Annotated in this window: 20 protein-coding genes and 1 tRNA gene; 17 read left to right on the forward strand and 4 right to left on the reverse strand. The window is 43.9% G+C overall.

What is annotated here, in order from left to right:
* Positions 1–43: 43 nt before the first annotated feature.
* Positions 44–1,135 carry an AI-2E family transporter gene (locus tag CLV59_RS15180; RefSeq protein ID WP_111592878.1) on the reverse strand — a complete coding sequence of 364 codons (1,092 nt, stop codon included), beginning with the start codon at positions 1,133–1,135 and terminating at the stop codon, positions 44–46.
* Between the two features lie 134 nt (positions 1,136–1,269).
* Between CLV59_RS15180 and CLV59_RS15185 the strand changes: the two genes are divergently transcribed.
* Positions 1,270–2,376, forward strand: a complete 1,107-nt coding sequence (locus tag CLV59_RS15185) for a family 20 glycosylhydrolase (RefSeq protein ID WP_111592879.1) — start codon at positions 1,270–1,272, stop codon at positions 2,374–2,376.
* Here the strand turns inward: CLV59_RS15185 and CLV59_RS15190 are convergent, their stop codons facing one another.
* The gene (locus tag CLV59_RS15190) at positions 2,377–3,303 is read right to left on the reverse strand and encodes a helix-turn-helix transcriptional regulator (protein ID WP_111592880.1); all 927 of its coding nucleotides are present in this window, start codon (positions 3,301–3,303) and stop codon (positions 2,377–2,379) included.
* A 437-nt stretch (positions 3,304–3,740) separates the two neighbouring features.
* On the opposite strand from CLV59_RS15190, the gene CLV59_RS15195 reads away from it, so the two are divergent.
* The 9 genes from CLV59_RS15195 (at position 3,741) to CLV59_RS15235 (ending at position 10,257) form a co-directional block, all read left to right on the forward strand.
* Entirely contained in the window at positions 3,741–4,040 is a 300-nt protein-coding gene (locus tag CLV59_RS15195) for a hypothetical protein (protein ID WP_111592881.1), read from the forward strand.
* A 131-nt stretch (positions 4,041–4,171) separates the two neighbouring features.
* Positions 4,172–4,519: a DsrE family protein gene (locus CLV59_RS15200; protein WP_111592882.1), complete on the forward strand. Its 348-nt coding sequence runs from the start codon at positions 4,172–4,174 to the stop codon at positions 4,517–4,519.
* Positions 4,520–4,700: 181 nt separating this feature from the next.
* On the forward strand, positions 4,701–5,564 hold the full coding sequence (gene porG / locus CLV59_RS15205; RefSeq protein ID WP_111592883.1) for a type IX secretion system protein PorG: 864 nt from the start codon (positions 4,701–4,703) through the stop codon (positions 5,562–5,564).
* A 267-nt stretch (positions 5,565–5,831) separates the two neighbouring features.
* Positions 5,832–6,167 carry a hypothetical protein gene (locus CLV59_RS15210; RefSeq protein WP_111592884.1) on the forward strand — a complete coding sequence of 112 codons (336 nt, stop codon included), beginning with the start codon at positions 5,832–5,834 and terminating at the stop codon, positions 6,165–6,167.
* A 62-nt stretch (positions 6,168–6,229) separates the two neighbouring features.
* A complete protein-coding gene (locus CLV59_RS28785) occupies positions 6,230–6,547 on the forward strand; it encodes a hypothetical protein (RefSeq protein ID WP_146616205.1) in 318 nt (105 codons plus the stop codon).
* 96 nt (positions 6,548–6,643) lie between these two features.
* Positions 6,644–8,566 (forward strand): menaquinone biosynthesis decarboxylase, encoded by a 1,923-nt coding sequence (locus CLV59_RS15215; protein WP_111592885.1) that lies wholly within the window; start codon positions 6,644–6,646, stop codon positions 8,564–8,566.
* A complete protein-coding gene (locus CLV59_RS15220) occupies positions 8,538–9,023 on the forward strand; it encodes a DUF6265 family protein (protein ID WP_146616206.1) in 486 nt (161 codons plus the stop codon). Before CLV59_RS15215 ends, CLV59_RS15220 begins: the two co-directional genes overlap by 29 nt.
* 529 nt (positions 9,024–9,552) lie before the next feature.
* Complete coding sequence (locus tag CLV59_RS15230) at positions 9,553–9,843, forward strand: hypothetical protein (RefSeq protein ID WP_111592888.1); 291 nt, start codon at positions 9,553–9,555, stop codon at positions 9,841–9,843.
* A gap of 33 nt (positions 9,844–9,876) precedes the next feature.
* Entirely contained in the window at positions 9,877–10,257 is a 381-nt protein-coding gene (locus CLV59_RS15235) for a hypothetical protein (protein WP_146616207.1), read from the forward strand.
* Positions 10,258–10,709: 452 nt separating this feature from the next.
* Here CLV59_RS15235 and CLV59_RS15240 read toward each other — a convergent pair whose 3' ends face one another.
* The gene (locus tag CLV59_RS15240; RefSeq protein WP_111592890.1) at positions 10,710–12,293 is read right to left on the reverse strand and encodes a peptide chain release factor 3; all 1,584 of its coding nucleotides are present in this window, start codon (positions 12,291–12,293) and stop codon (positions 10,710–10,712) included.
* 104 nt (positions 12,294–12,397) lie between these two features.
* Here CLV59_RS15240 and CLV59_RS15245 point away from each other — a divergent pair, with 104 nt between their 5' ends.
* The 4 genes from CLV59_RS15245 (at position 12,398) to CLV59_RS15260 (ending at position 17,631) form a co-directional block, all read left to right on the forward strand.
* Positions 12,398–13,651, forward strand: coding sequence for an ABC transporter permease (locus CLV59_RS15245; protein ID WP_111592891.1), 1,254 nt, complete (start codon positions 12,398–12,400; stop codon positions 13,649–13,651).
* Positions 13,652–13,669: 18 nt separating this feature from the next.
* Entirely contained in the window at positions 13,670–14,674 is a 1,005-nt protein-coding gene (gene tsaD / locus CLV59_RS15250) for a tRNA (adenosine(37)-N6)-threonylcarbamoyltransferase complex transferase subunit TsaD (protein ID WP_111592892.1), read from the forward strand.
* A 113-nt stretch (positions 14,675–14,787) separates the two neighbouring features.
* Positions 14,788–16,908 (forward strand): alpha-L-fucosidase, encoded by a 2,121-nt coding sequence (locus tag CLV59_RS15255; protein WP_111592893.1) that lies wholly within the window; start codon positions 14,788–14,790, stop codon positions 16,906–16,908.
* A gap of 3 nt (positions 16,909–16,911) precedes the next feature.
* Complete coding sequence (locus tag CLV59_RS15260; protein ID WP_111592894.1) at positions 16,912–17,631, forward strand: tRNA1(Val) (adenine(37)-N6)-methyltransferase; 720 nt, start codon at positions 16,912–16,914, stop codon at positions 17,629–17,631.
* On the opposite strand, the gene CLV59_RS15265 is transcribed toward CLV59_RS15260, so the two are convergent.
* Positions 17,621–18,841: an NAD(P)-dependent oxidoreductase gene (locus tag CLV59_RS15265; RefSeq protein WP_111592895.1), complete on the reverse strand. Its 1,221-nt coding sequence runs from the start codon at positions 18,839–18,841 to the stop codon at positions 17,621–17,623. The two genes, CLV59_RS15260 and CLV59_RS15265, sit on opposite strands and share 11 nt — an antisense overlap.
* A gap of 96 nt (positions 18,842–18,937) precedes the next feature.
* Between CLV59_RS15265 and CLV59_RS15270 the strand changes: the two genes are divergently transcribed.
* The 3 genes from CLV59_RS15270 to CLV59_RS15285 all read left to right on the forward strand — a co-directional run bounded on the left by CLV59_RS15270 (position 18,938) and on the right by CLV59_RS15285 (position 21,516).
* Positions 18,938–19,024: transfer RNA gene (locus tag CLV59_RS15270), tRNA-Leu, on the forward strand.
* Between the two features lie 374 nt (positions 19,025–19,398).
* Positions 19,399–19,749: a hypothetical protein gene (locus CLV59_RS15275; protein WP_211323872.1), complete on the forward strand. Its 351-nt coding sequence runs from the start codon at positions 19,399–19,401 to the stop codon at positions 19,747–19,749.
* 546 nt (positions 19,750–20,295) lie between these two features.
* Positions 20,296–21,516, forward strand: coding sequence for an esterase/lipase family protein (locus tag CLV59_RS15285; protein WP_111592898.1), 1,221 nt, complete (start codon positions 20,296–20,298; stop codon positions 21,514–21,516).
* Positions 21,517–22,288 lie beyond the last annotated feature (772 nt).

Consider the following 22,288-nt stretch of genomic DNA (forward strand, 5'->3'; position numbering starts at 1 on the left):
AAAAATGCCCCATTGGGGCATTTTTTGTTAGTAGAAGTATTTTTTATTCCTCCGCTTTTGGAGCAGGAGGTACTTTTATTTTCTTTGGTTTTTCTTCTACGCCCAGCAGAATAGCCCATGGATGCATGCTATCTACGCTTTCGCAGAGAATTTTTACAATAGCAATCACTGGAATTGCCAGGAACATACCAGGAATACCCCAGAGCATATTGCCGAGAATAACGCCTACGATAGTAGCCAGGGCATTGATTTTTACCTTACTGCCAACGATGCTTGGAAACAGGATGTTACTATCTACGAGGTGAACCAGGAATAGGGAGATGGCCACTTGCAGACCTGCCAACGGTACGCTGGTGGCGAGCGTTACAACGGTACATAGTAACAGCGCCACAAATATCCCGATGTAAGGAATCAGGTTAAATATGGCGGACATCATGCCCAGCAGAATCGCGTATTTGATACCCAGAATGGAGAAAATAATGCAGTTCAGGATGGCTACCACTACCATTTCAATCATCAAACCGCCCACATAACTTTTGATAATAGAGCGAGTCCGCTCTACTACGCCCATCAGTGTTTCCCGGTGCTTGGCATCAAAAAGGGAGATGAGGAATTTCACCAGCATCCGGCGATACAACAAAATGAAGAAGGTATACAGTAATATAAAAACGATAAAGATCACCATGGAAGAAACCGAGAGCAGGGTGGTGCTAACGAAGCTGGTGGCGGTACCAAGGGTACCCATGGCCAGTTTTTCCAGGTAACTCATTTGCATATTCGAGTTGATATGGAATTTTTCGTTTACCCATGCCTGTATGGAGTTCAAGGTAATGACCAGTTTGTGTTGCAGCTGCGGGAGATCTGTGATGAAAGACTCCATTTGCTTGATGAGCAACATCAGCACAGATAAAAATAGGATAATGAAAACCAGTAGGGACGTGATGGCGGCCAATCCTCTGGGGAAATGCCATTTCTCCAGCAGGTTTGCCAATGGCAGTAACATAATGGATATGAGAAAGGCAAAAATCAATGGGATGATGACTTCGCTCCCTGTCCGCACAATGATTACGATCAATACCAGCGAGAGTAAAGTAAGCGCAAGTTTGGCGTAAAAGGGTAATTTCAATTCGTTCATGAAGAATAGTATTTATTCAAATTTATTAAATATCAACATTTTTTGCATTAAGATTTTAGTAATTCCGCGAACGGCATAGTATTCTTTATTTCCATTGTCTATTTTGTGTACCACCTTATCAAACCCTTATTTACATGAAAAGTTTAGCAACCATTGTCTTATTGTTAGTCGCAACACTGACAGTCTCAGCACAACAGAAAAACAACATCGACTCCCTTCCGGTACGGGGATTCTGTATCGGTTCTCCCAATGCGTCACGGGTGGAAGCCTTTATTAAGTTTATCAATGAGGAGTTGGCGCCCCGGCATATTAACACCTTGATATTAAGGGTGGATTACAATTATCAGTATAAGTCGCATCCTGAGCTGAGGGATTCCGGCGCTTTAAGCGAGGCGCAGATAAAGCAGCTGGTAAAAGTTTGCCGCAAGCATAATATCCGCCTGATTCCGCAGATCAATTTGTTGGGGCATCAGTCGTGGCATGGGCACACGATGAATCTTCTCCGCGTTTATCCAGATTTCGATGAAACGCCCTGGGTAAAGATGCCGGAGAAATATGAATGGCCGAATGCGGATGGTTTGTACTGTAAAAGTTATTGCCCTTTGCATCCGGGGGTACACAAAGTAGTATTTGATTTGGTGGATGAGATCTGTGATGTATTTGAATCCAACGCTTTTCATGCGGGGATGGATGAAGTATTTTATATAGGAGAAGACAAGTGTCCACGTTGCGGGGGGCGCGATAAAGCGGAATTGTATAGTGGAGAGATTTGGAAGATACGGAACCATCTGGCTGAAAAGGATCGTCAGTTATGGATTTGGGGCGACAGGCTCCTGGATGGCAAGACCACTGGATTAGGCATGTGGGAAGCTAGTATGAACAATACCCATAGGGCGGTGGATTTGGTACCGAAGGACATCATGGTATGCGACTGGCATTACGAACGTCCGGATAAGACGCCGGTGTTATTTGCGATGAAGGGTTTGAATGTGATTACTTGTCCGTGGAGAATGCCGGATAATGCATTGTTGCAATTGCAGGATATGTTTGACTATCGTAACACGGCTACCCGGGAAATGAAACCTCGTTATCAGGGTATGATGCAGACGGTTTGGTCAGACGCGGGTTCTTTCCTGGATGAGTTCTACGGGGTATGGAAGCCACCGGTGGATACTACCACCGGTAAGCCTTACAAGGATTTGCCATCGAATTGCTTCAAGGCAATATTTCCGAAGAAGTAATCAGTAATGTTTTCTAAGCAGTGGAATGAAAATTTCGCTGAAGTTAGGCTGGGTAAGGGATATGTAGAAATGATTTCCACTCATTTTGAATATCCCTTCCTTGCAATTACGACTGATGAAGTCGTACATAGGAATGCCGGCAGTAGCGAAATCCATGGGTAATGGTAACCGCAGATAGGAACCTCCGGGAATACGTTTCTTCATCAGGTAGGAAAAATTACCATCCAGTTGAATCAGCGTTTTATAGTCTGTTGCCGGGATAGCAATACCTGCAAACATGGAGAGTTTCTCATAGTCAGTCACCGGAACGGAATCGAGGGTGCCGGTAATGATTCTGCTCTGCGGGATATCGTAGAGTGTTTTCATTTTCTGGAAGATGCCGGTGAAGTGCGTCATTCTTGCCATCATTTCCGCGATGGGATTTTGTCCGCGGGAGATGAGTGAATAATAAAGAATATTATCTGGAAGTGTGACGCGTTCGCAGCGGTCGTAGGAGAAGAAGGAGCTAAGAGGGATATCGCCTGCGGCAGATGTGATGGCCTGAGTGATTTGAATGGTCCTTTTTTCGTTGGGTAGTTCGAGAATTTTTCGGAATTGCAGTGGACTTTCTCTGAAGTGTTGTTTAAAGGCTTTGCTGAGGGCGGCGGTGGTAGCGTATCCGCAATGGTCGCTTATTTCCCCGATGTTGTAACCGCTGTGCCGTAGCAGGCCTGCTGCCAGTTCGAGGCGATGTCTTTTGACATATTGCCAGAAGGGCTCTTTCATGACTTCAGCGAAAGTGTGGTAAAAGTACGAATAGGACATTCCTAACCGCTCGGAAACCTCTTTGATGTTGAAAGGGTCGCTCACATGATCATCTGCATAGGACAAACCCTGTAACGCCAGGTTCTCCAGCTGTTCCCTGGTAAAACTGGAAGATTTTAACATAGTGCAACCTTTTAAGGTTATTCATGGGATTTTGAACAATAATAACTTTGGTCCTACGGGCATTCTTAATAATACAAAATAGATAAAATATTCCTAAAAACGCATATTATTTTAAGATGGAAGGGTTCATATTGATAATCAGCCTAATGTGAAACTTTTTTAAGGTTAAATTCAAAAAAAGCTGAAATGGACAAATCTGTTTCAGAATGATTGGATAATTTTAGCGAGCAACCACCCCAACATAATTTTGGTCCTTTTATACGGGGGAGTGTCATGCGGATTTACCTGTTGTTGAACGATTGTCGACTTTATAGTGTTGAATGTGTTGGATTTACAAGGAAACATCATTTTGCTTACCACCGAAAAAGAGAAAATCATTGTTAGTTAGAGTCTCCATAAAGCATTTTGTCCTATCAATCCTTTTATCGGGTTGCGTGATGAGCAACGCCTATGCCGGTCCTCATGGTGGTTATACTGTCTGGGGATTATCTTTTTCCATATTGATTTTACTGAGTATTTTTCTATTGAGTGTGGCGGTGGTATTGTATTTGGGCTGGCAGATATTAGGGCGTCTGGGGCGGAAGTTGCAGGTGGCTAATATTAGTTTGTTGCAGTCGGAGATCAAAGAAGTAACCTATCGTCATCGTATCAACGAAGCGGTGGAAAAATGCCGGCGTTTGGAGCAGAAGCTTCAGGAAACCCAATATGAATTGTTGAAGGCCAGGGATCAGGCCTGAGTATTTTCCTTTTTAATTTTTCCCCAACTTAAACCAGCGTGAGCCTATTGCTGTTATGTGCAATAGTGTCTCCCTAATCCCCTGAAATATTTTTTTATTTCATATTTGACTGATATTGTTATATTTACAATATGCAAGTCGTATTTCAGATCACAACATCTGCGGAAGATGCGCAAAAAGCGATGTTGGGGCAGTTGAATAACCTGTTAGCATACTGTAGTAATAACAGTAAGGACATTCAGGTAGAGGTGGTGGTGCACGGGCAGGCTTATGGTTTATTGCTGCGTGAAGGAGGAGTGTTTGCGCCCCGGGTAAAGGCATTAGCAGAGCATGGCGTCCGATGGCTGATCTGCAGGAATACTTTAAACGGAAACAATATCAGTGAAGAGATGGTATTTCCTTTTGTGGGAGTGGTGCCTGCGGGTATTGCTCACCTGGTGGAAAGACAGCAGGAAGGATGGGCATATATTAGATGTTAATGTAATTCTTTATGGCTGAATTGTATTATTAGTTTATTTTTACATCTTAAATATTAATATTTGTACGGTGTAACGTGAATACATACACGTTAACCTGCTTTAAACCAATAAAAGAAGCTGGAATTACGTTATATAGCATATTCGTTATTATACCGGACTAACCTCTTAAAAAACTGACACCTTGAAAATCAGAAAATCTACCGGAATACTGTTGTTATTCTTGGCAATCCCTTTTATCAGCATGGCGCAAGACTGGCATGTAGGCGCGTTTCTGGGCATCAGCAATTATAGCGGAGATCTCGTAGAAAAAAAGGTAGACCTGCGATACACCCGACCTGCGTTAGGTATATTATTGAGAAAAGATTTCAACCGGTACTTTTCGCTTAGGGGTGCAATTACTTATGGTGTGGCTACCGGGGCAGACAGTACGAATGCAAGTCCTGCACTGAAGGCGCGTAATCTGAGTTTCCGCAGTCAGATTATTGAATTTGCCTTGATTGGAGAATTAAATATCCTCGATATAGATGATAAAGGCTGGACGCCTTATGTGTTTGCAGGTATTGCTGGTTTCGGCTTTGATCCGCAGGCAAAAGACAAGTCTGGTAACTGGGTGCGTTTACGTCGTTTGGGAACGGAAGGTCAGGGATTGCCGCAATATCCTGATCGTTTGCCTTATGATTTGTTCACGGTTTCTATTCCGTTTGGGGCAGGTGTGAAATTTCTGTTGAATGATCGCTGGACACTGGGAGTGGAAGTGGGGCTTCGTCCTACTACTACTGATTACCTGGATGATGTCAGCAAAACGTATGTAGATCAAAATACTTTACTGGCATATCGCGGTCAGCAGTCGGTTGATATGGCTTACAGAGGTGATGAAGTAAGCGGTAAACTGACGCCAGGCACTTATCCTGTAGACGGTACTAAACGTGGTTCTGATAAGTATAAAGACTGGTATGCGTTCAGTGGGTTTACACTGACTTATCGTCTGGGCAACAATGGAAATCCATGGGGTAAAGTAAAAGCGACCCGTTGTCCACGTTGGTAACACTATTTAACATTGGCATGGAGTTTGGTATAACAGGCTGACTTTCAAGCCCCCAACAAAGTCCATTTATAAATTAGATCCCTCGCAGCTGCGGGGGATTTTTTTTGGCACAGATGTTGAATTTATTTGTTTAAACAGGTACTGATGCCGCCACCAGCTTATCATCTGGAGGATATCTAAACGAATCGCGGAGAGGAGTAAAGCATCAACACCAAAGAATAAGTTGGGGCGCAAACACCTGTAAATAATCACTAAACTGAAAGTGCCATGAAAAAGATATTAGCCATAGCAGCAATGATTTTGATGGTCGGAACATTCGAAACAAGTAGTGCGCAGTTACCGCCAACGCCGCCAAGTCCTCCAGTACCAAGGCATCTTCCGGCGCCGCCGGTTCCTCCAAGGCCTCCAATGCCTCCGAGACCGCCAATGCCACCATTTGTTCATGGTCCTAGGCACCCACATCCGAGGTACCACCACAGGCATTATCATCATCCAAGATATCATCACAGGCGTTATCACCGTCGTTATTCAGCCATATTCAATGGTAACACCGGCGGCAACTATGCAACTAATGGCGTATACAACTTCACCATTTATGCTTGATAAGCGCTTATTGTAAGTTGTGGAATAAACCAACCAATCTTGAATTAAAAACCAAAGAGAAAATGAAAAAGCTAATTCTTTTAACCGTGTTATTGGGCGGCGTTGTGACGAGCACTTATGCACAGAGAGGATATGGTCACGGCTGGGGACGTGGAAATGGATGGGGGCGTGGACATGTAGAACGTCGTTGGGCTCCCGGACCCGGTTATTGCAGGCCCGCCAGAGTGGTAGTTTATGACCGTCCTTATTATAGACCGTACTACAGACCAGCCTACTATGCACCAGTGCCAGTAGTGCCGGTACCAGTTGCTCCGGTTCCGGTTCCAGTGTATCCAAGACCTAGAGCCGTTATCCATGCAGGAGTTACCATCGGTTACTAAATATTTGATTGATAAATAGTGAAATGCCTTCCGTCCGCGGAAGGCATTTTTTATTCAGCCAATGGATAGTTACTTTTGTGGGAATTTGTTAGGAACATGGCATATAAAAATCTCAGGCATTTTATAGATACGCTGGAACAGGCAGGTGAACTGGTGCGGATTAAGTCGTACGTAAACCCTGAACTGGAAATCGCAGAAGTAACAGACAGGATCAGTAAGTCTCCTGACGGCGGAAAAGCATTGCTTTTCGAAAACACTGGGTACGACTTCCCGGTGCTCATCAATTCCATGGGTAGTTACAAGCGCATGTGTATGGCGCTGGGCGTACAGGAACTGGATGACGTTGCAAAAGAAATAGAAGCCCTCTTTAAAATGCTTTCCAAACCAAAGGAAAGTATTCTTGATAAACTGGCGTTGCTCCCTAAATTAGGGCAATTTGCCTCCTGGATGCCTAAGGTAGTAAGTGGTAAAGGCGCCTGTCAGGAAGTGGTGATGACCACTCCTGACCTCAGTAAGCTCCCGGTAATGAAATGCTGGCCTAAAGACGGAGGTCCTTTCATCACGCTGCCAGTGATTCATACCAAGGACCCTAACACCGGTAGCAGGAACGTAGGTATGTATCGTATGCAGGTATTTGAAAAGGATATGACCGGTATGCACTGGCATAAACATAAAGTATCTGCCAAACACTTCATGGAGTACAAGAAACTGAATAAACGTATGCCCGTTGCCGTTATTCTCGGCGGAGACCCTGCATACACTTATTCCGCTACTGCTCCACTTCCGGAAAATGTGGATGAGTACATGCTGGCAGGCTTCCTTCGTAAAAAGAAGGTGGAACTGGTACGTTGTATTACTCAACCGGAGATAGAAGTGCCTGCGGATGCAGATTTTGTAATTGAAGGATATGTAGACCCCTCAGAAGAACTGATCTGGGAAGGGCCGTTTGGAGATCATACGGGATATTATTCGCTGGCCGACTGGTATCCTCGTTTTCATGTAACTGCTATTACTCACCGTAAGGATGCCGTATATCCGTCTACGATAGTAGGTATTCCTCCGCAGGAGGATGCCTGGATTGGAAAAGCCACAGAGCGTATTTTCCTGGCGCCTATAAAAATGACGTTGGTACCTGAGATCATAGATATGGACATGCCTGTGGAAGGAGTGTTCCATAATTTAGTGATTTCGCAGATTCACAAGGATTATCCGGGGCAGGCGCAGAAAGTGATGAATGCCATGTGGGGTGCTGGCCAGATGATGTTCAATAAAATTCTGGTAGTGGCGGATCAGGGAGAAACCATTACTGACTATAAGAAACTGGCGCAATATGTTTTCCGCAATCTTAACCCTGCTACAGATATTTACCTGAGTCAGGGTCCGATGGATGTGTTGGATCATTCCTGCTCCAAGATGGGCTTTGGCGGTAAGATGTGTATAGATGGTACCCGCAAATATGAAGAGGAAACGGACAGTGCGTACTTGCAGGTGTCGGCTCCTAAAACCATTGACGCTGCTGCCATCATGCAACAGTTTCCTGAAATTAAGGCCATCAACAGTCAGTTGTTGGCAATGGATATTTCCTGTTTGCTGGTAGCTGTTGAGAAGACACGCCCTTTCCATGTGAAAGAGCTCACAGAGCAACTGTATACGCTGCCTGCTTTTGCTGGCATCAAAATGATATTGTTTGTAGAGCATACCGTGGATGTGATGGATTTGCCATCTGCCCTCTGGCGTTTCTGCAATAACCTGGACCCTAAACGGGACAGCTTTATTATCAACCAGCCATCCGGCCAGCCAGGGAAGTATATTGGAGGCATAGGTATGGACGGTACCTTGAAAACCAAGGTGCTGGATGGTTTTGAGCGCGACTGGCCCAATATCATCGTAGCAGATGATGCCACTATTGCCAAAATTGATGCAAAATGGAATGAACTGAATGTAGGACCATTTATTGCATCGCCATCGCTGAAATATAAACATCAGATTTATGGTGAAGATGCTGTTGTGGAGCTGTAGTTGCATGCTCCTGCTGATAGCAGGTACTGCTGTTCGCAGTGCTGCACAGGTCAATACGGCCGATTTTAAATTGCTGGATAAACTGGCTGGCACCTGGACGATGAATACCAAACTGGGTTCGGTAGTAGAGCAGTGGCAGAAACTGAACGATTCTTCCTGGATGGGAAGAACGTGGCGTATAGCCGCTGGCGATAGTTCGCTGCAACAGACGATTCATGTTGTTAAGCAGGGAGACGCCATCTACTTCATCCCGGATTATGCCGGCAAGCAAACATTTGCGCCTGTTAAGCTGAAATTGCGGGTGCTGAAAGCCATTGGTTTTGTAGCGGAAGATTTGCATAATGATTTTCCCCAGAAGGTGACGTATCGGTTTACTTCTGTGAAGATTTTGGAGGCGAGGGTACAGGGTACCAGAGATGGTACGATTGAGGAATATATTTTTAAGTTTAACCGCTAGTAGCGGTTACTTTAATAGTGGAGATTCTTTTTTCTTGCTTTTTCCCGCCATCCGGCGGGAAAAAGCAAGGCAGGAGGAAATAGCGATGGCGTTTTTTCTATGTTTGCTGTTATCCGGCGGGAAAAAGCAAGGCAGGAGGAAATAGCGATGGCGTTTTTTCTATGTTTGCTGTTATCCGGCGGGAAAAAGCAAGGCAGGAGGAAATAGCGATGGCGTTTTTTCTATGTTTGCTGTTATCCGGCGGGAAAAAGCAAGGCAGGAGGAAATAGCGATGGCGTTTTTTCTATGTTTTCTGTTATCTGGTGGGAAAAAGCAAGCCCGGAGGAAATCGCCAAGGTGTTTTTCTATGTTTCCTGCAATTCGGCGGGAAAAAGCTAGGCAGGCGGAAAAAGCAAAAGCGTTTTTCTATGTTTCCTGCAATTCGGCGGCAAAAAGTTAGGCCGGAGGAAATAGCCAAGGTGTTTTTCTATGTTTCCTGCAATTCGGCGGGAAAAAGCTAGGCAGGCGGAAAAAGCAAAAGCGTTTTTCTATGTTTCCTGCAATTCGGCGGCAAAAAGTTAGGCCGGAGGAAATAGCCAAGGTGTTTTTCTATGCTTCCTGCAATTCGGCGGGAAAAAGCAAGGCAGGCGGAAATAGCGATGGCGTTTTTTCTATGTTTGCTGTTATCCGGTGGGAAAAAGCTAGGCTGGCGGAAAAAGCAAAAGCGTTTTTCTATGTTTCCTGTTTTCCGGTGGGAAAAGCTAGGTCGGAGGAAATAGCGATGGCATTTTTTCTATGTTTCCTGTTTTCCGGTGGGAAAAAGCTAGACCTGAGGAAATAGCGATGGCATTTTTTCTATGTTTCCTGTTTTCCGGTGGGAAAAAGCAAGGCCGGAGGAAAAAGCGATGGCATTTTTTCTATGTTTTCTGTTATTCGGTGGGAAAAGCAAGCCCGGAGGAAAAAGCGATGGCGTTTTTCTATGTTTCCTGTTATCCGGCGGGGAAAAGCTAGGCCGGAGGAAATAGCCAAGGTGTTTTTCTGTGCTTCCTGCAATTCGGCGGGAAAAAGCAAGGCCGGAGGAAACAGCCAAGGTGTTTTTCTATGCTTCCTGCAATTCGGCGGGAAAAAGCAAGGCAGGCGGAAAAGGCAAAAGCGTTTTTCTATGCTTCCTGCAATTCGGTGGGAAAAAGCCAGGCCGGAGGAAATAGCTAAGGTGTTTTTCTATGCTTCCTGCTATCCGGTGGGAAAAAGCTAGGCAGGTGGAAAAAGCAAAAGCGTTTTTCTATGTTTCCTGTTTTCCGGTGGGAAAAAGCTAGACCTGAGGAAATAGCGATGGCATTTTTTCTATGTTTCCTGTTTTCCGGTACGAAAAAGCTAGTGTAGGAGGAAATAGGGATGGCGTTTTTTCTATGTTTTCTGTTGTCCGGGGGAAAAAGCTAGTGTAGGAGGAAATAGGGATGGCGTTTTTTCTATGGTTTCTGTTATCCGGTGGGAATAAGCTAGTGCCGGCGGAAATAGCAAAGGAGATTTTTCTACTATTAGGTGAGCCCATTGCAGGGCTAGAGAAAACTGTTATTAGTACTTACCGTTTAAGAATTTAAACCAGGCATGTTCCGTTCCAGCCCAACGGGCTGGAACGGAACAAAAAAAATAAACGAGAGAGGGTCGACAGCGAAGCTGTCGACCCTCTCTCGTTTATAGAATTAATTATTTATGAATCTCCGAAGTGAAATTGAATTCAATATCCGGATTATTGGTTCTTTCAGTATTCAGATACCATTCTGACTGCGCCAGATAAACCAGATGTCCATCTTTATCTTCCACGATGTTGGAAGATTTAAAGCGGATAAAGTCTTCCACTTTATTTTTAGGACCGGTGATCCAACATGCTTTATAGAAAGGCAAGGTATTGAATTCGCAGGCAGCGCCGTACTCCTGGAGCAGACGATACTGGATAACTTCAAATTGCAGATCGCCCACGCAACCGATAATTTTGCGGTTACCGCCGTGTTGAGTGAAGAGCTGTGCTACCCCTTCATCTGTCAGCTGACGGATACCTTTTTCCAGTTGTTTTGTTTTCATCGGATCTTTATTCACCAGCTCTTTGAACAGCTCAGGAGAGAAGCTAGGGATACCGGTGATATAGAATTTCTCACCTTCGGTGAGGGTATCGCCGATTTTAAAGTTACCGGTGTCGAACAGACCTACTACGTCGCCGGGGAAGGCATCGTCTACGATGTTTTTTTCGCGGGCGAGGAAGCTGTAAGGGTTGCTGAAACGAACGTCTTTGTCGAGGCGTACGTGTTTATAGAATTTATTTCTTTCGAATTTACCGGAGCAGACGCGGAGGAAGGCGATACGGTCGCGGTGGCGAGGGTCCAGGTTGGCGTGGATTTTAAAGATAAAGCCACTGAACTTGTCTTCATGCACATCTATTTCGCGGGTGCTGCTCATGCGGTTGCGCGGGGTCGGTGCGATTTCCACGAAGGTATCGAGGAGATCTTTCACCCCGAAGTTGTTTACGGCACTACCGAAGAATACTGGCGCTAGTTTACCATCCAGATACTCGGCGGTATCGAATGCGTCATAAACGCCTTCGATCAGTTCCACATCGTTGCGGAGCTGGGCGGCGTCTTTATCGCTGAAGTGTTCGTCCACGTATTTATCGCTCAGATCAGCGAGAGGAACGACATCTTCATCGGTTGCTTTTTTATTGGGGAGGAAGTTCACGAGGCTTTTGTCGTACAGGTTGTATACGCCTTTGAAATCCTTACCGCCATTGATTGGCCAGCTGAGAGGGCGAACGCGGATACTGAGTTTTTCTTCCAGTTCATCCAGGAGATCGAATGGGTTTTTACCATCGCGGTCCATTTTATTGACGAAGATGATCACTGGGGTATCGCGCATGCGGCATACTTCCATCAGTCTTTCTGTCTGGGTTTCTACCCCTTTTACGCAGTCGATTACCAGCACCACGCTGTCTACTGCGGTGAGGGTGCGGTAAGTATCTTCTGCGAAGTCCTTGTGACCGGGGGTATCCAGGAGATTGACGAGGGTATCTCGGTATTCGAAGGTCATTACCGAGGTGGCAACGGAGATACCTCTCTGCCTTTCTATCTCCATAAAGTCGGAGGTAGTATGTTTCTTGATTTTATTGGATTTCACCGCACCGGCAGTCTGGATGGCGCCACCAAAGAGGAGGAATTTCTCTGTCAGGGTGGTTTTACCGGCATCCGGGTGAGCGATGATGGCGAAGGATTTTCTTTTATTGATTTCGTTAACGTATTTCATATAATTGTCCGAAAAATGGCAGCAAAGGTAACTAAATTTTTTATCCGGCTATATTTCGTGTTCACCGGAAGTAATACTGTAAATAAATCCATTAAATTTGAAATATGATTGCTACCCTGAAAATATTATGGAACAGCCTGAAAATGGCGATGCAGGAACTGCGGGTGAATAAGCTGCGGACCTTCTTGTCGTTATTAGGCATTACGATAGGCATATTCTGTATAATATTCGTTTATACCCTTACCGGAAGTCTGGAAACCAACATCAGAAGCAGTTTGAATGAGCTGGGGGAAGATGTGATTTATGTACAGAAATGGCCCTGGGGGGGCGGTGGCGAATATGCCTGGTGGAAATATATGAACCGGCCTGAGCCGGAATATAAGGAATTGAAGTTGGTGGAGGATAGGGTACAGGGGGCTGGATATAGCGCTTTTGGCTTTGACGTGGGCGGAAAAAAGGTGGAGTATGGCGATGATTATATGGATGGGGTGTCTATGGTGAATGTGAGCCAGGATTTCAATCAGATCCAGCAGTTACAGATTGTGGATGGCCGGTATTTTGCCAATGCGGAAAGTAACAGTGGGGCAAATGTGGCGATATTGGGGGCGACTATCTGGGATGGATTGTTTGGTTCTGCTGAGGCGGCCCTGGGAAAAACCGTGAAAATACTGGGGAGAGATGTGAAGGTGATTGGTGTGATGAAGAAGAAGGGGGAGAGTATGGTAGGTGTGGCCAATTATGACAATGCCGTTATTGTTCCTTATAAGTTCGGGCGTACCCTGGTGGATGAGCGCAGGAACGGGAATACTTATATTTTAGTGAAAGCTAAGCCTGGCGTGACCTTAGAGCAGTTGAAAGATGAGCTCAAAGGGGTAATGCGGGCGGCGCACCGACTGCGTCCTACGCAGGAGGATGATTTTGCACTGAACGAGATCACGACTACCAATGAGAATCTGACCTCTATGTTTGCGGGGATTAACCTGGGGGGAGGTTTTATCGCCTTTTTTGCCTTGTTGGTGGGCGGCTTTGGGATTGCTAATATCATGTTTGTGACGGTGAAGGAGAGAACCAATATTATTGGTCTTAAAAAGGCGATTGGAGCGAAAAGAGGTATCATATTATTAGAATTTCTACTGGAAGCGATTTCTCTTTGTTTGATGGGAGGGGTTATTGGGTTGTTGCTGGTATTGCTGGTAGCGACATTGATTAGTTCTCTCACCAGTTTCCAGGTAATTCTTACGATGGGCAATGTGATCCTGGGTTTGATCATATCTGCTATGGTGGGGATGATTTCAGGGTTTATTCCTGCATATACGGCTAGTAAGCTAGATCCGGTGGTTGCGATTAGAAGCAATTAATTCGTAAATTTGCCGCTTATGTCAGTGAAAATATTAGCAATAGAGTCATCATGTGATGATACAGGAGCGGCAGTATTGGTAGATGGTAAGATATTATCCAATCAGATAGCCAACCAGAAAGTACATGAAGAATATGGCGGCGTGGTGCCGGAGCTGGCATCCCGCGCTCATCAGGAGAACATAGTGCCGGTGGTGGATATTGCCCTGCAAAAGGCGGGTGTAAAGAAAGAGGAGCTGAGTGCCATTGCGTTTACGCAGTCGCCGGGCTTGATAGGTTCTTTGCTGGTGGGAAGTTGTTTTGCCAAGTCCATGGCTATGGCGCTGAATATTCCGCTGATTGGTGTGCATCATATGCAGGCGCATGTACTGGCTAATTTCATTGACGATCCGAAGCCAGATTTTCCTTTTCTCTGTTTGACAGTTTCCGGAGGTCATACGCAGATTGTTTTGTGTGAGAGTCCGCTGAAGATGAGGGTTATCGGCGAGACGCTGGATGATGCTGCCGGAGAGGCGTTTGATAAGAGTGCCAAGTTGCTGGGACTTCCATATCCTGGCGGCCCATTGATAGATAAATATGCCAAAGAGGGAGATCCTACCAGATTTAAATTCCCTGAACCTAAGATACCGGAATTGAATTTCAGTTTCTCCGGTTTGAAAACAGCTATCTTATATTTCTTGCAAGAAAATCAGCAGCAAGATCCTCAGTTTATAGAAAAAAACCTGGCAGATATCTGTGCGTCTATACAGCATAGAATTGTGAGTATTCTGTTGAACAAAGTGGTGAAGGCCGCGGAGGAAACGGGTATCCGCGATATTGCTATTGCTGGTGGTGTGAGTGCCAATAGTGGCCTGAGAACTGCCCTGGAGGCTTATGGCCAGAAATACCACTGGCGTACTTTCATTCCCAAATTTGAGTACTGTACTGATAATGCAGGTATGATAGCCATTACAGCTTATTACAAATACCTGGCAGGGGAGTTTGCGGGACTGGATGCCGTTCCAACGGCCCGGGCTGCGTTCTAACCTCCATGGGTATACGTAGGGCAGACGGCTCCGCGTCTGCCGAAGGCGTAATAAATTACCCTACTTTAACGATTTAGCACTATATTGTTTTCATAAAGTCAACTTGGTACATTATGAAGAAACTTCTTATGGGGTTACTGCTGCTGGGCGGATTATCGGCTCAGGGACAGCAGAATGATGCCCTGACTGAATGGAAGAACCAGAAATATTCCATGTTTATTCATTGGGGTGCGATTTACAGCACGCTGGGCGGCGTATGGGAAGGCAAGCCGGTTACACGCGGTTACAGTGAGCAGATACAGTCGCATGCCGGAATTTACAGTGATGTATATGGAGATGTTGCTAAAAGGTTTAATCCAACTTATTGGAATGCGGATTCCATTGTATTACTGGCAAAAGCGGCCGGGATGAAATCTGTGGTAATGACTTCCAAGCATCATGATGGTTTTTGTATGTTTCATTCGGCCTACACCGATTACAACGTGGTGGATGCCACGCCATTTAAGCGGGATGTACTGAAGGAATTATCAGATGCTTGTAAGCGGCATGGGTTGAAATTCGGAATGTATTTTTCGTTGATCGACTGGCATTTTCCGCAGGCTTATCCGATTAGTAGTAGTAACAGTGATCCGATTACGCCGGAGCATCATGCCTATAACCTGCAGCAGGTAAGGGAATTGATGACTAATTACGGCCCGGTGTCGGAGATATGGTTTGATATGGGATCGCTGACAGCGCAGCAGAGTCGTGATCTGGCGAACCTGGTGCATCAGTTGCAGCCTGGATGTATGGTGAGTGGCAGGTTAGGAAATGATGCCGGAGATTTTTGTGTAATGGGAGACAACCAGTATCCGGATTATGCGATCGCCTCACCTTGGCAGACGCCGGCCTCCGTTTATGATGAAACCTGGGGTTACCGCTCCTGGCAGGAACATGGCAAGGCAGAAGATAAAGCAGATGAGAAACTTCGCGGACTGATAAAAGTAGTGAGTCGCGGTGGTAATTATCTGTTGAACATCGGACCGCGTGGAGATGGATCTGTAGTTGATTTTGAAAAAGAGGTGTTACTGATGAATGGTCAATGGCTGAAACGCAATGGGGAAGCCATTTACGGGGCATCGCCCAATCCTTTTGATACCACTTTTGCGTGGGGAGAAGTGACTGCCAGACCGGGAAAAATTTATCTTTCTATATTACAACAGCCGGCTGGGAATACCATATTTCTACCGGGTATGAAAAATAAAATTACCGCAGCGCAGGTGCTTGGCGCATCTGGATCTGTGGCCGCAAATGTTACTGTAGCGAATGGGGGAGTGCGTATACAATTGCCAGCAGATGCATTGCAGCAGGGGCATATACCTGTGATAGCTTTAAGTTATGAAGGTATGCTGGAAATTCGGCCGGTGCATCTGTTAATGCAGCCATCGGTGCTGGATCGTGAGAATGGCAGACCGTTGTATAGTTTTTCAGGAATTGATTATGAAAGTTATTATCGTAGTGGAGTAGGGGATTCCTGGTCGTTTATTACCACTAAACCGAAGCAGGTAGTGGCGAGATATAGCGATGCAGAGAAAGGTCGTATGCTCACTTATATGCAGAACGGACAGGTGCAGGAAATTCTGTTGGATCATGGTAAAACGATTGCATTGAAAAATGATTTCCAGCAGTTGAAATTTGGTCCTATGTATGTGGCTGGTCCATATCGTGGCGGTATTGGCGGGAGTGCTGGCGATCTGCATAACATTCGTCCGGCAGCTGCCTGGGCAGGGAAAGACAGTGCCTGGATACAACGCTCTGAGTGGAAGAATGACCAGGTGCAAACGTTAGCAGGTGGACGGAATACGAACTATTATGTAATGCAGGAAATCACCTCGGCGAAAGGAGGGGAATATCTGATTGGCTTTACCAGTGGAGATGGTATTCAGGTGTATGTGAATGGGGAAGAACAGGTGATACATAATAATCCTGACAGAGGAACCACGCAATCAGAAGTGGTGTTATTGCGATTGAAGCCTGGGGTGAATCAGATAGTGGTGAAGTTATATACGCGTTTTGCGAAGGAGTTGCAATGGGCTATCAACCGGAATGTGCCTCAGCAAATGTATGAGCAGCCGTTTGGTATTCTCTCCGGGGGTGATGGCGTGCAGCATATAATTATTCGTGATGCCGGGGCAGTATCTCCGCATCGGAACATGAGAATGCCTAATCTCTCCCTATCTTTGCGGGCAAAATAGGGTATGGCCAATACATTTTTTCAGTTTAAGCAATTTACTGTTCACCAGGAGCACTGCGCTATGAAAGTCTGTACAGACGCCTGTATACAAGGGGCTTTCACCGCGCAGTATCTCCGGGGGGCAACCGGTGTGCATACTATTCTGGACATTGGGGCCGGTACGGGATTGCTTTCACTGATGCTTGCGCAGGCGCATCCGGCGGCCATTACCGCAATAGAGTTGGATGCGGGGGCTGCGTTGCAGTCGAGAGAAAATTTTGCGGCTTCTCCATGGGCTGACAGGCTCTCCTTGCTGGAGGCTGATGTGCGGGCTTTGCAGCCAACGGCATTGTATGATTTTGTAATTACGAATCCGCCTTTTTATGAATCGGCATTAAAGAGTGGGCATGCTCAAAAGGATCAGGCGATGCATGCGACGAATCTGGATTATGCTGCCTTATTGCAAGCGATAGCTGCACATTTAAAGCCGGGCGGCTCTTTTTCTGTATTGTTGCCTTATCAGGAGTTTCTCCTTTTCCGGGAACTGGCGGAGCGGGCAGGGTTTCATGCATGCCGGCTGTTACAGGTGAAGCAGAGCGTGCGTCATGGATATTTCCGGACGGTAGGTATTTTTTCCCGCGAGTTGCAAACGACTGTTGAAGAAGAGCTGGATATACGCGATGCTCACAACAACTATACAGCCGCATTTACAGCCTTATTACAGCCCTATTACCTCAAGTTATAACATCTCCATCCACATAGTCCTGCAAATAGCTGAATTTGGCCGTCAGCTGTCCATTTTGTGTAATGGTGGCATTCAGTAGCATTTCGCTATGGTCTTTCAATAATTCTTCGAAAACATATTTCATCAGTTGGTCTCCGAAATATTGGGAGGCATCTCTGGGTAATTCATTGGGGAGATTACTGACACACATCATATCCACGGTACCTTTAAGATAGGGTGCGGTGCGGGTATTGGTTTGTTTATCCACGCCATAGACGGGATCTTCGATGGTACTGTCGCCCAGATTGCAGGGTACGGAGCCGTTGGTATCGTCTGTGATATCTGCGATGACCTGGATATTGAAATTATCTTTTTTCAGGTCGTTGACGGAGAACAGTGGGGGGATATTGTGATCCCAGTAGATACCGTTCATGAGGATATCGCTGACGGTGACATAGGGGAGGAAGCGGCAGTCGTACATTTCGGGGTGGGCGTGGAAGTCGGCGCGACTATACGTTTTCTCTCCTTTGCGCAGATAAAGTTCTCCGGCTTTCAACTGCGTATATACGGGATAGTTATACTGATTGATGAGGAATTCTTCTGGCGGAATGTATTTGATGCCGAGGAGTCCCATAATTTCGAGTACGCCGGCGGCAACGCGTCCGGAGCCGGTGGCAACGATTTTGAGTGGCGGTAATTTAACGCCGAAATAGTGGGAGATGAGTTCCTGGAAATCGTGGCATTGATGGACGGGTTTCAGTTTATAATCGCCTGTTTTATGTCCGTAGGCCATAAGGCCGTTGTGGGCGCCTACTACGCCTGCGAAGAAGCCGAAGCCGAGGATGCGTTGTCCGTCGGGATGGACGAGACATTCGTAATCTATTAGGCGGATATTTTGCCGCAGGATGGCTTGCAGCATATGTTGGTTATGTGGTTGTTTCTTTTTTGTATGGCTGAAGAAGAGGTATGTTTTATGGGGGATAAGAAATTCGGGTGGTACTTCTTTGATGCCCAGGAGGAGATGGCAGTCGCTGAGATCTTCTTTGAGAGACACGCCTGCTTTGGCATATTCTTCGTCTTTGAAGCAGCGATGTGGGGAAGGTTGGGCATGAATAATTACCTGAGGATAGTGGTGCATAATCCACTGGCATTGTTTGGGAGTGAAGGCTGCGCGGTTATCGTGCGGTATTTTTTCTTCCCTTATGAGTCCGATGTGCAGTAACTTTTCCATGATATAATTTACGAAAAAAAATAAATATTTGTTTAATTCAAATTAATGTCTACATTTGCATCCCGTTTAACACGGAACGCATTGCGAAAGGCAATTGCCCAGATGGCGGAATTGGTAGACGCGCTAGACTCAAAATCTTGTTTTCGAAAGGGAGTGCAGGTTCGATTCCTGTTCTGGGCACCACAAAGGCTTGTAAGTAATTGACTTACAAGCCTTTTTTTTTGTACGATTGTCAAATTTTCCCGCTTTCAATCACTATTGTTGACAAGCAAAATGACAAGCAGAAATTTTCTCCTTTCATGGCTACTACAAAGCATTCCACTTGTAGCCTCATTACAAAAAAAACTGGTTTTTAGGCATTATTTTCTGGCAATTCTGATTGTCAGATTGTGTCTGACAATTATTCGATTAACAATTTCATGAAAAAATTCTTTTTACCACATTATATCACTTCTTCCCGCAGCCTGCCGGAGTGGCAGTATACAAGATGTCGGGACATTCTATTTGCCTTTTTTGATTCTATCACTTAAATCTATGTGCGTATGAATTTTATTGGGATGAAGAATAGAAAAGGTGACAAGATCCATTATTATTATGATTTAGGTCGTAAAAAGGGGCAACGTCCTTCACTGCGGTTCTTTATTTATGTTAAATATAAAACAAAGGAGGAACGAAATCATAACAGCGAAACAAAGAAGTTGCTGGAGATGAAGAAAGGCCAGCTTATTCTTGAGAAACAGGCTATTGGTACTCCGTTGATTCCTAAAAATAAACTGCAGGAAAATTTCCTGAATTATTATGAGGCATTTGTAAAAAAGAACAAAAGGGATAATAATAAACATCTCTATTATAGTTTGTATCATTTCAATAATTTTATGAAGGTGGATTTGATTTTACATCTGATGTAACAGAGGAATTATGTAAGGGATATAGTCAATACTTACTAAACAGACTAAACGGCGAAGCGCCGGCTTGCTATTTCCGACCTTTTCGTATAATGCTTAAGGCAGGATATTTTATTAATAATCCGGCAGAAGATGTTTTAAGTAAAGAGAAGAAAAACAAAAGAAGGAAAACTAATTTGGAGGCGGAAGACTACATTAAACTGCTTAAAAATCTTCATTTCAATGAGGAAATGAGAGAAGCGTTTATTACTTCTTGCCATCAGGGATATAGTATTGTAATTATAGTGTACTTAAATGGGAATATATTGACCTCGAAAAAAATTCAGATATTGACCAGGAGAAACCAGATGTACCTCTGAAGATCGCCTTAAATCCTATTATAATTCAGTTGTTACGAAAACGATTTGATCGGTTAAAACCTGAGCAAAGAATAGGACCTGACTAATTTCTCTCATGGTTCAGTACCAAATGAGGATTATAATGGAGCTGTTATTTTAAACTAAAAGAATTTGTTATCTTGGTTAAAGTTTAATTTTCTATATTCAATTTATGGCCCCCAAACATATACTCATTCTAGTACACGGAACTTTTGCCAAAAATGCTCCCTGGATTCAAGAGCGTTCTTTTTTTTCTATGAACATTATTAATAAGTTAGGAGGCGAAAATTTAATAATCCCTTTCAATTGGTCTGGCAAAAACTCTTATCAGGCGAGAGTTGATGCAGGTGAAGAGTTAGCAAAGCTATTAGATGATGTGTGCATAAAGTATTCTTCACACCAAAAGATAGTGATTGGGCACAGTCATGGCGGCAATGTAATTTGCTATGCATTTAAAAAAAATCCTAATCGCGGAAAAGACTATAAGATTATCACTCTTGCCACTCCTTTTTTGATATCAACTATTAGAAAAGATAAGAATACTAAATATGCCGCTGCTGTATTTAAAGGAATCATTTATCCAATGGGTTTATTTTTCACCTGCTTTATGCTTATCTTTTTGATATCATTTGGCATCGCATTGCAATATAAATTTTTCAAACCTCTACTGTTAGTTGGCCTTATTCCTTTCTGGGCTTGTGGTTATTTCTGGGAGTATTTTATTGAGGGTAAAATGATGAGCATATCAGATGCTTATCGCTATTACTATTTAAAGGCCATGGATAAGCGAAAAAAAATTGACATAACTATCCCAACAAACGAGATCGAAATATTGGCTATCACCTTTAAATTGGATGAAGCTAAAATGCTACTAAGCTTCTCGACAAAAGTTACAGATAAAATTAACTTAGTGTTTAACCATATAAACGTGGTAATTAGGAAGCTATTTAAATACTCTGAGATATTTTTATTTTTTTCATTTTTATTAATTATAGTGGGAGCGTTATTTGAATCTTTTACTGGTATAAAATTGGATATACTTGTTGATATTCTGGTCTTTTTTTGGACAGGATATGCAGCTTTCTGGATATATTACTCAAATGTATTTTCATTTACCAATTTTTTCAATTATATTTTTTCTGCCAATCCATTATTTTATGGTTGGAAATCATGGAATCATTTTTTGTATATAAAAACTGTCCCCAAGGCATTCCCTTCACACATAACACGATCAGCATATGTAGAATTTTCAATTAACAGACAATGGTCGCTCAAATTAATACATAGCCAAATTTATCAAAATGATGCTGTTATAAATGTGATTGCATCTTGGATAAAAGGAAAAATTACGGCACCTGTTGCCATTAAGTTGGCAGCGAAGACAAAGATCTAGGGATGCCAATTATAGTATATTAAGCATCATTTTCCATTACCATCTTAATATGTTAAACACTGAATAATTAATTGCTTATTCAATATATTTATACCAGAGTAGCTATTGTATAATTAAATGGTTGATATTTCGTATATACGTCAAGGTTACTGAATTTATTTACGAAGTTCCTAGTATTCGTATTGTTCTTTTTCTAGATAATCATATCGTAAATAAAATTGTCACTATAACCTTCAGTACGTAATTGTTGCTCATAATTTGTAAACTTTTTATGAATTCGTTATAGCAGATGTTAGCGAATTCATTTAATGATTCGAATGCCATTTGTTTTGTGATTTAGAGTGAATTGAGCATGTCATTAGCCTGGTTATGTACAGGTATATTAAAATAGTGATAGGTATATAATTTTGAAGCTCATAGGAGGAGAAAACTATTTGCTGGAGAGCCAAGTCCAAACCATGAAAAGTAATGCAGCAATACCTGCAATCCAACTTAGTTTTTCAACAAAGTTTAGATACTTTTATAGTGACAGGTTGATTTCGAGGAAAACAGTGTAACCGTTACCGTAAGTTGACAAGTATTTGATAAGTAAACATTACAAGATATTGATTCCCAGGACCATGGAGTTCCTGTTCTGGGCACGGAAACTACCAAATGGAAAAAAAGGCTCTCGGAAGTGGACTGCTCCCCAAAAGTTGGATAAAAAAATTAAGTATTTTGGAACTGAGCTCGGTATTTTACCGGGCTCATTCCATTTAGATTTAGTCTGATT

It is taken from the genome of Chitinophaga dinghuensis (genome assembly GCF_003259435.1).
Taxonomy (GTDB): Bacteria; Bacteroidota; Bacteroidia; order Chitinophagales; family Chitinophagaceae; genus Chitinophaga; species Chitinophaga dinghuensis.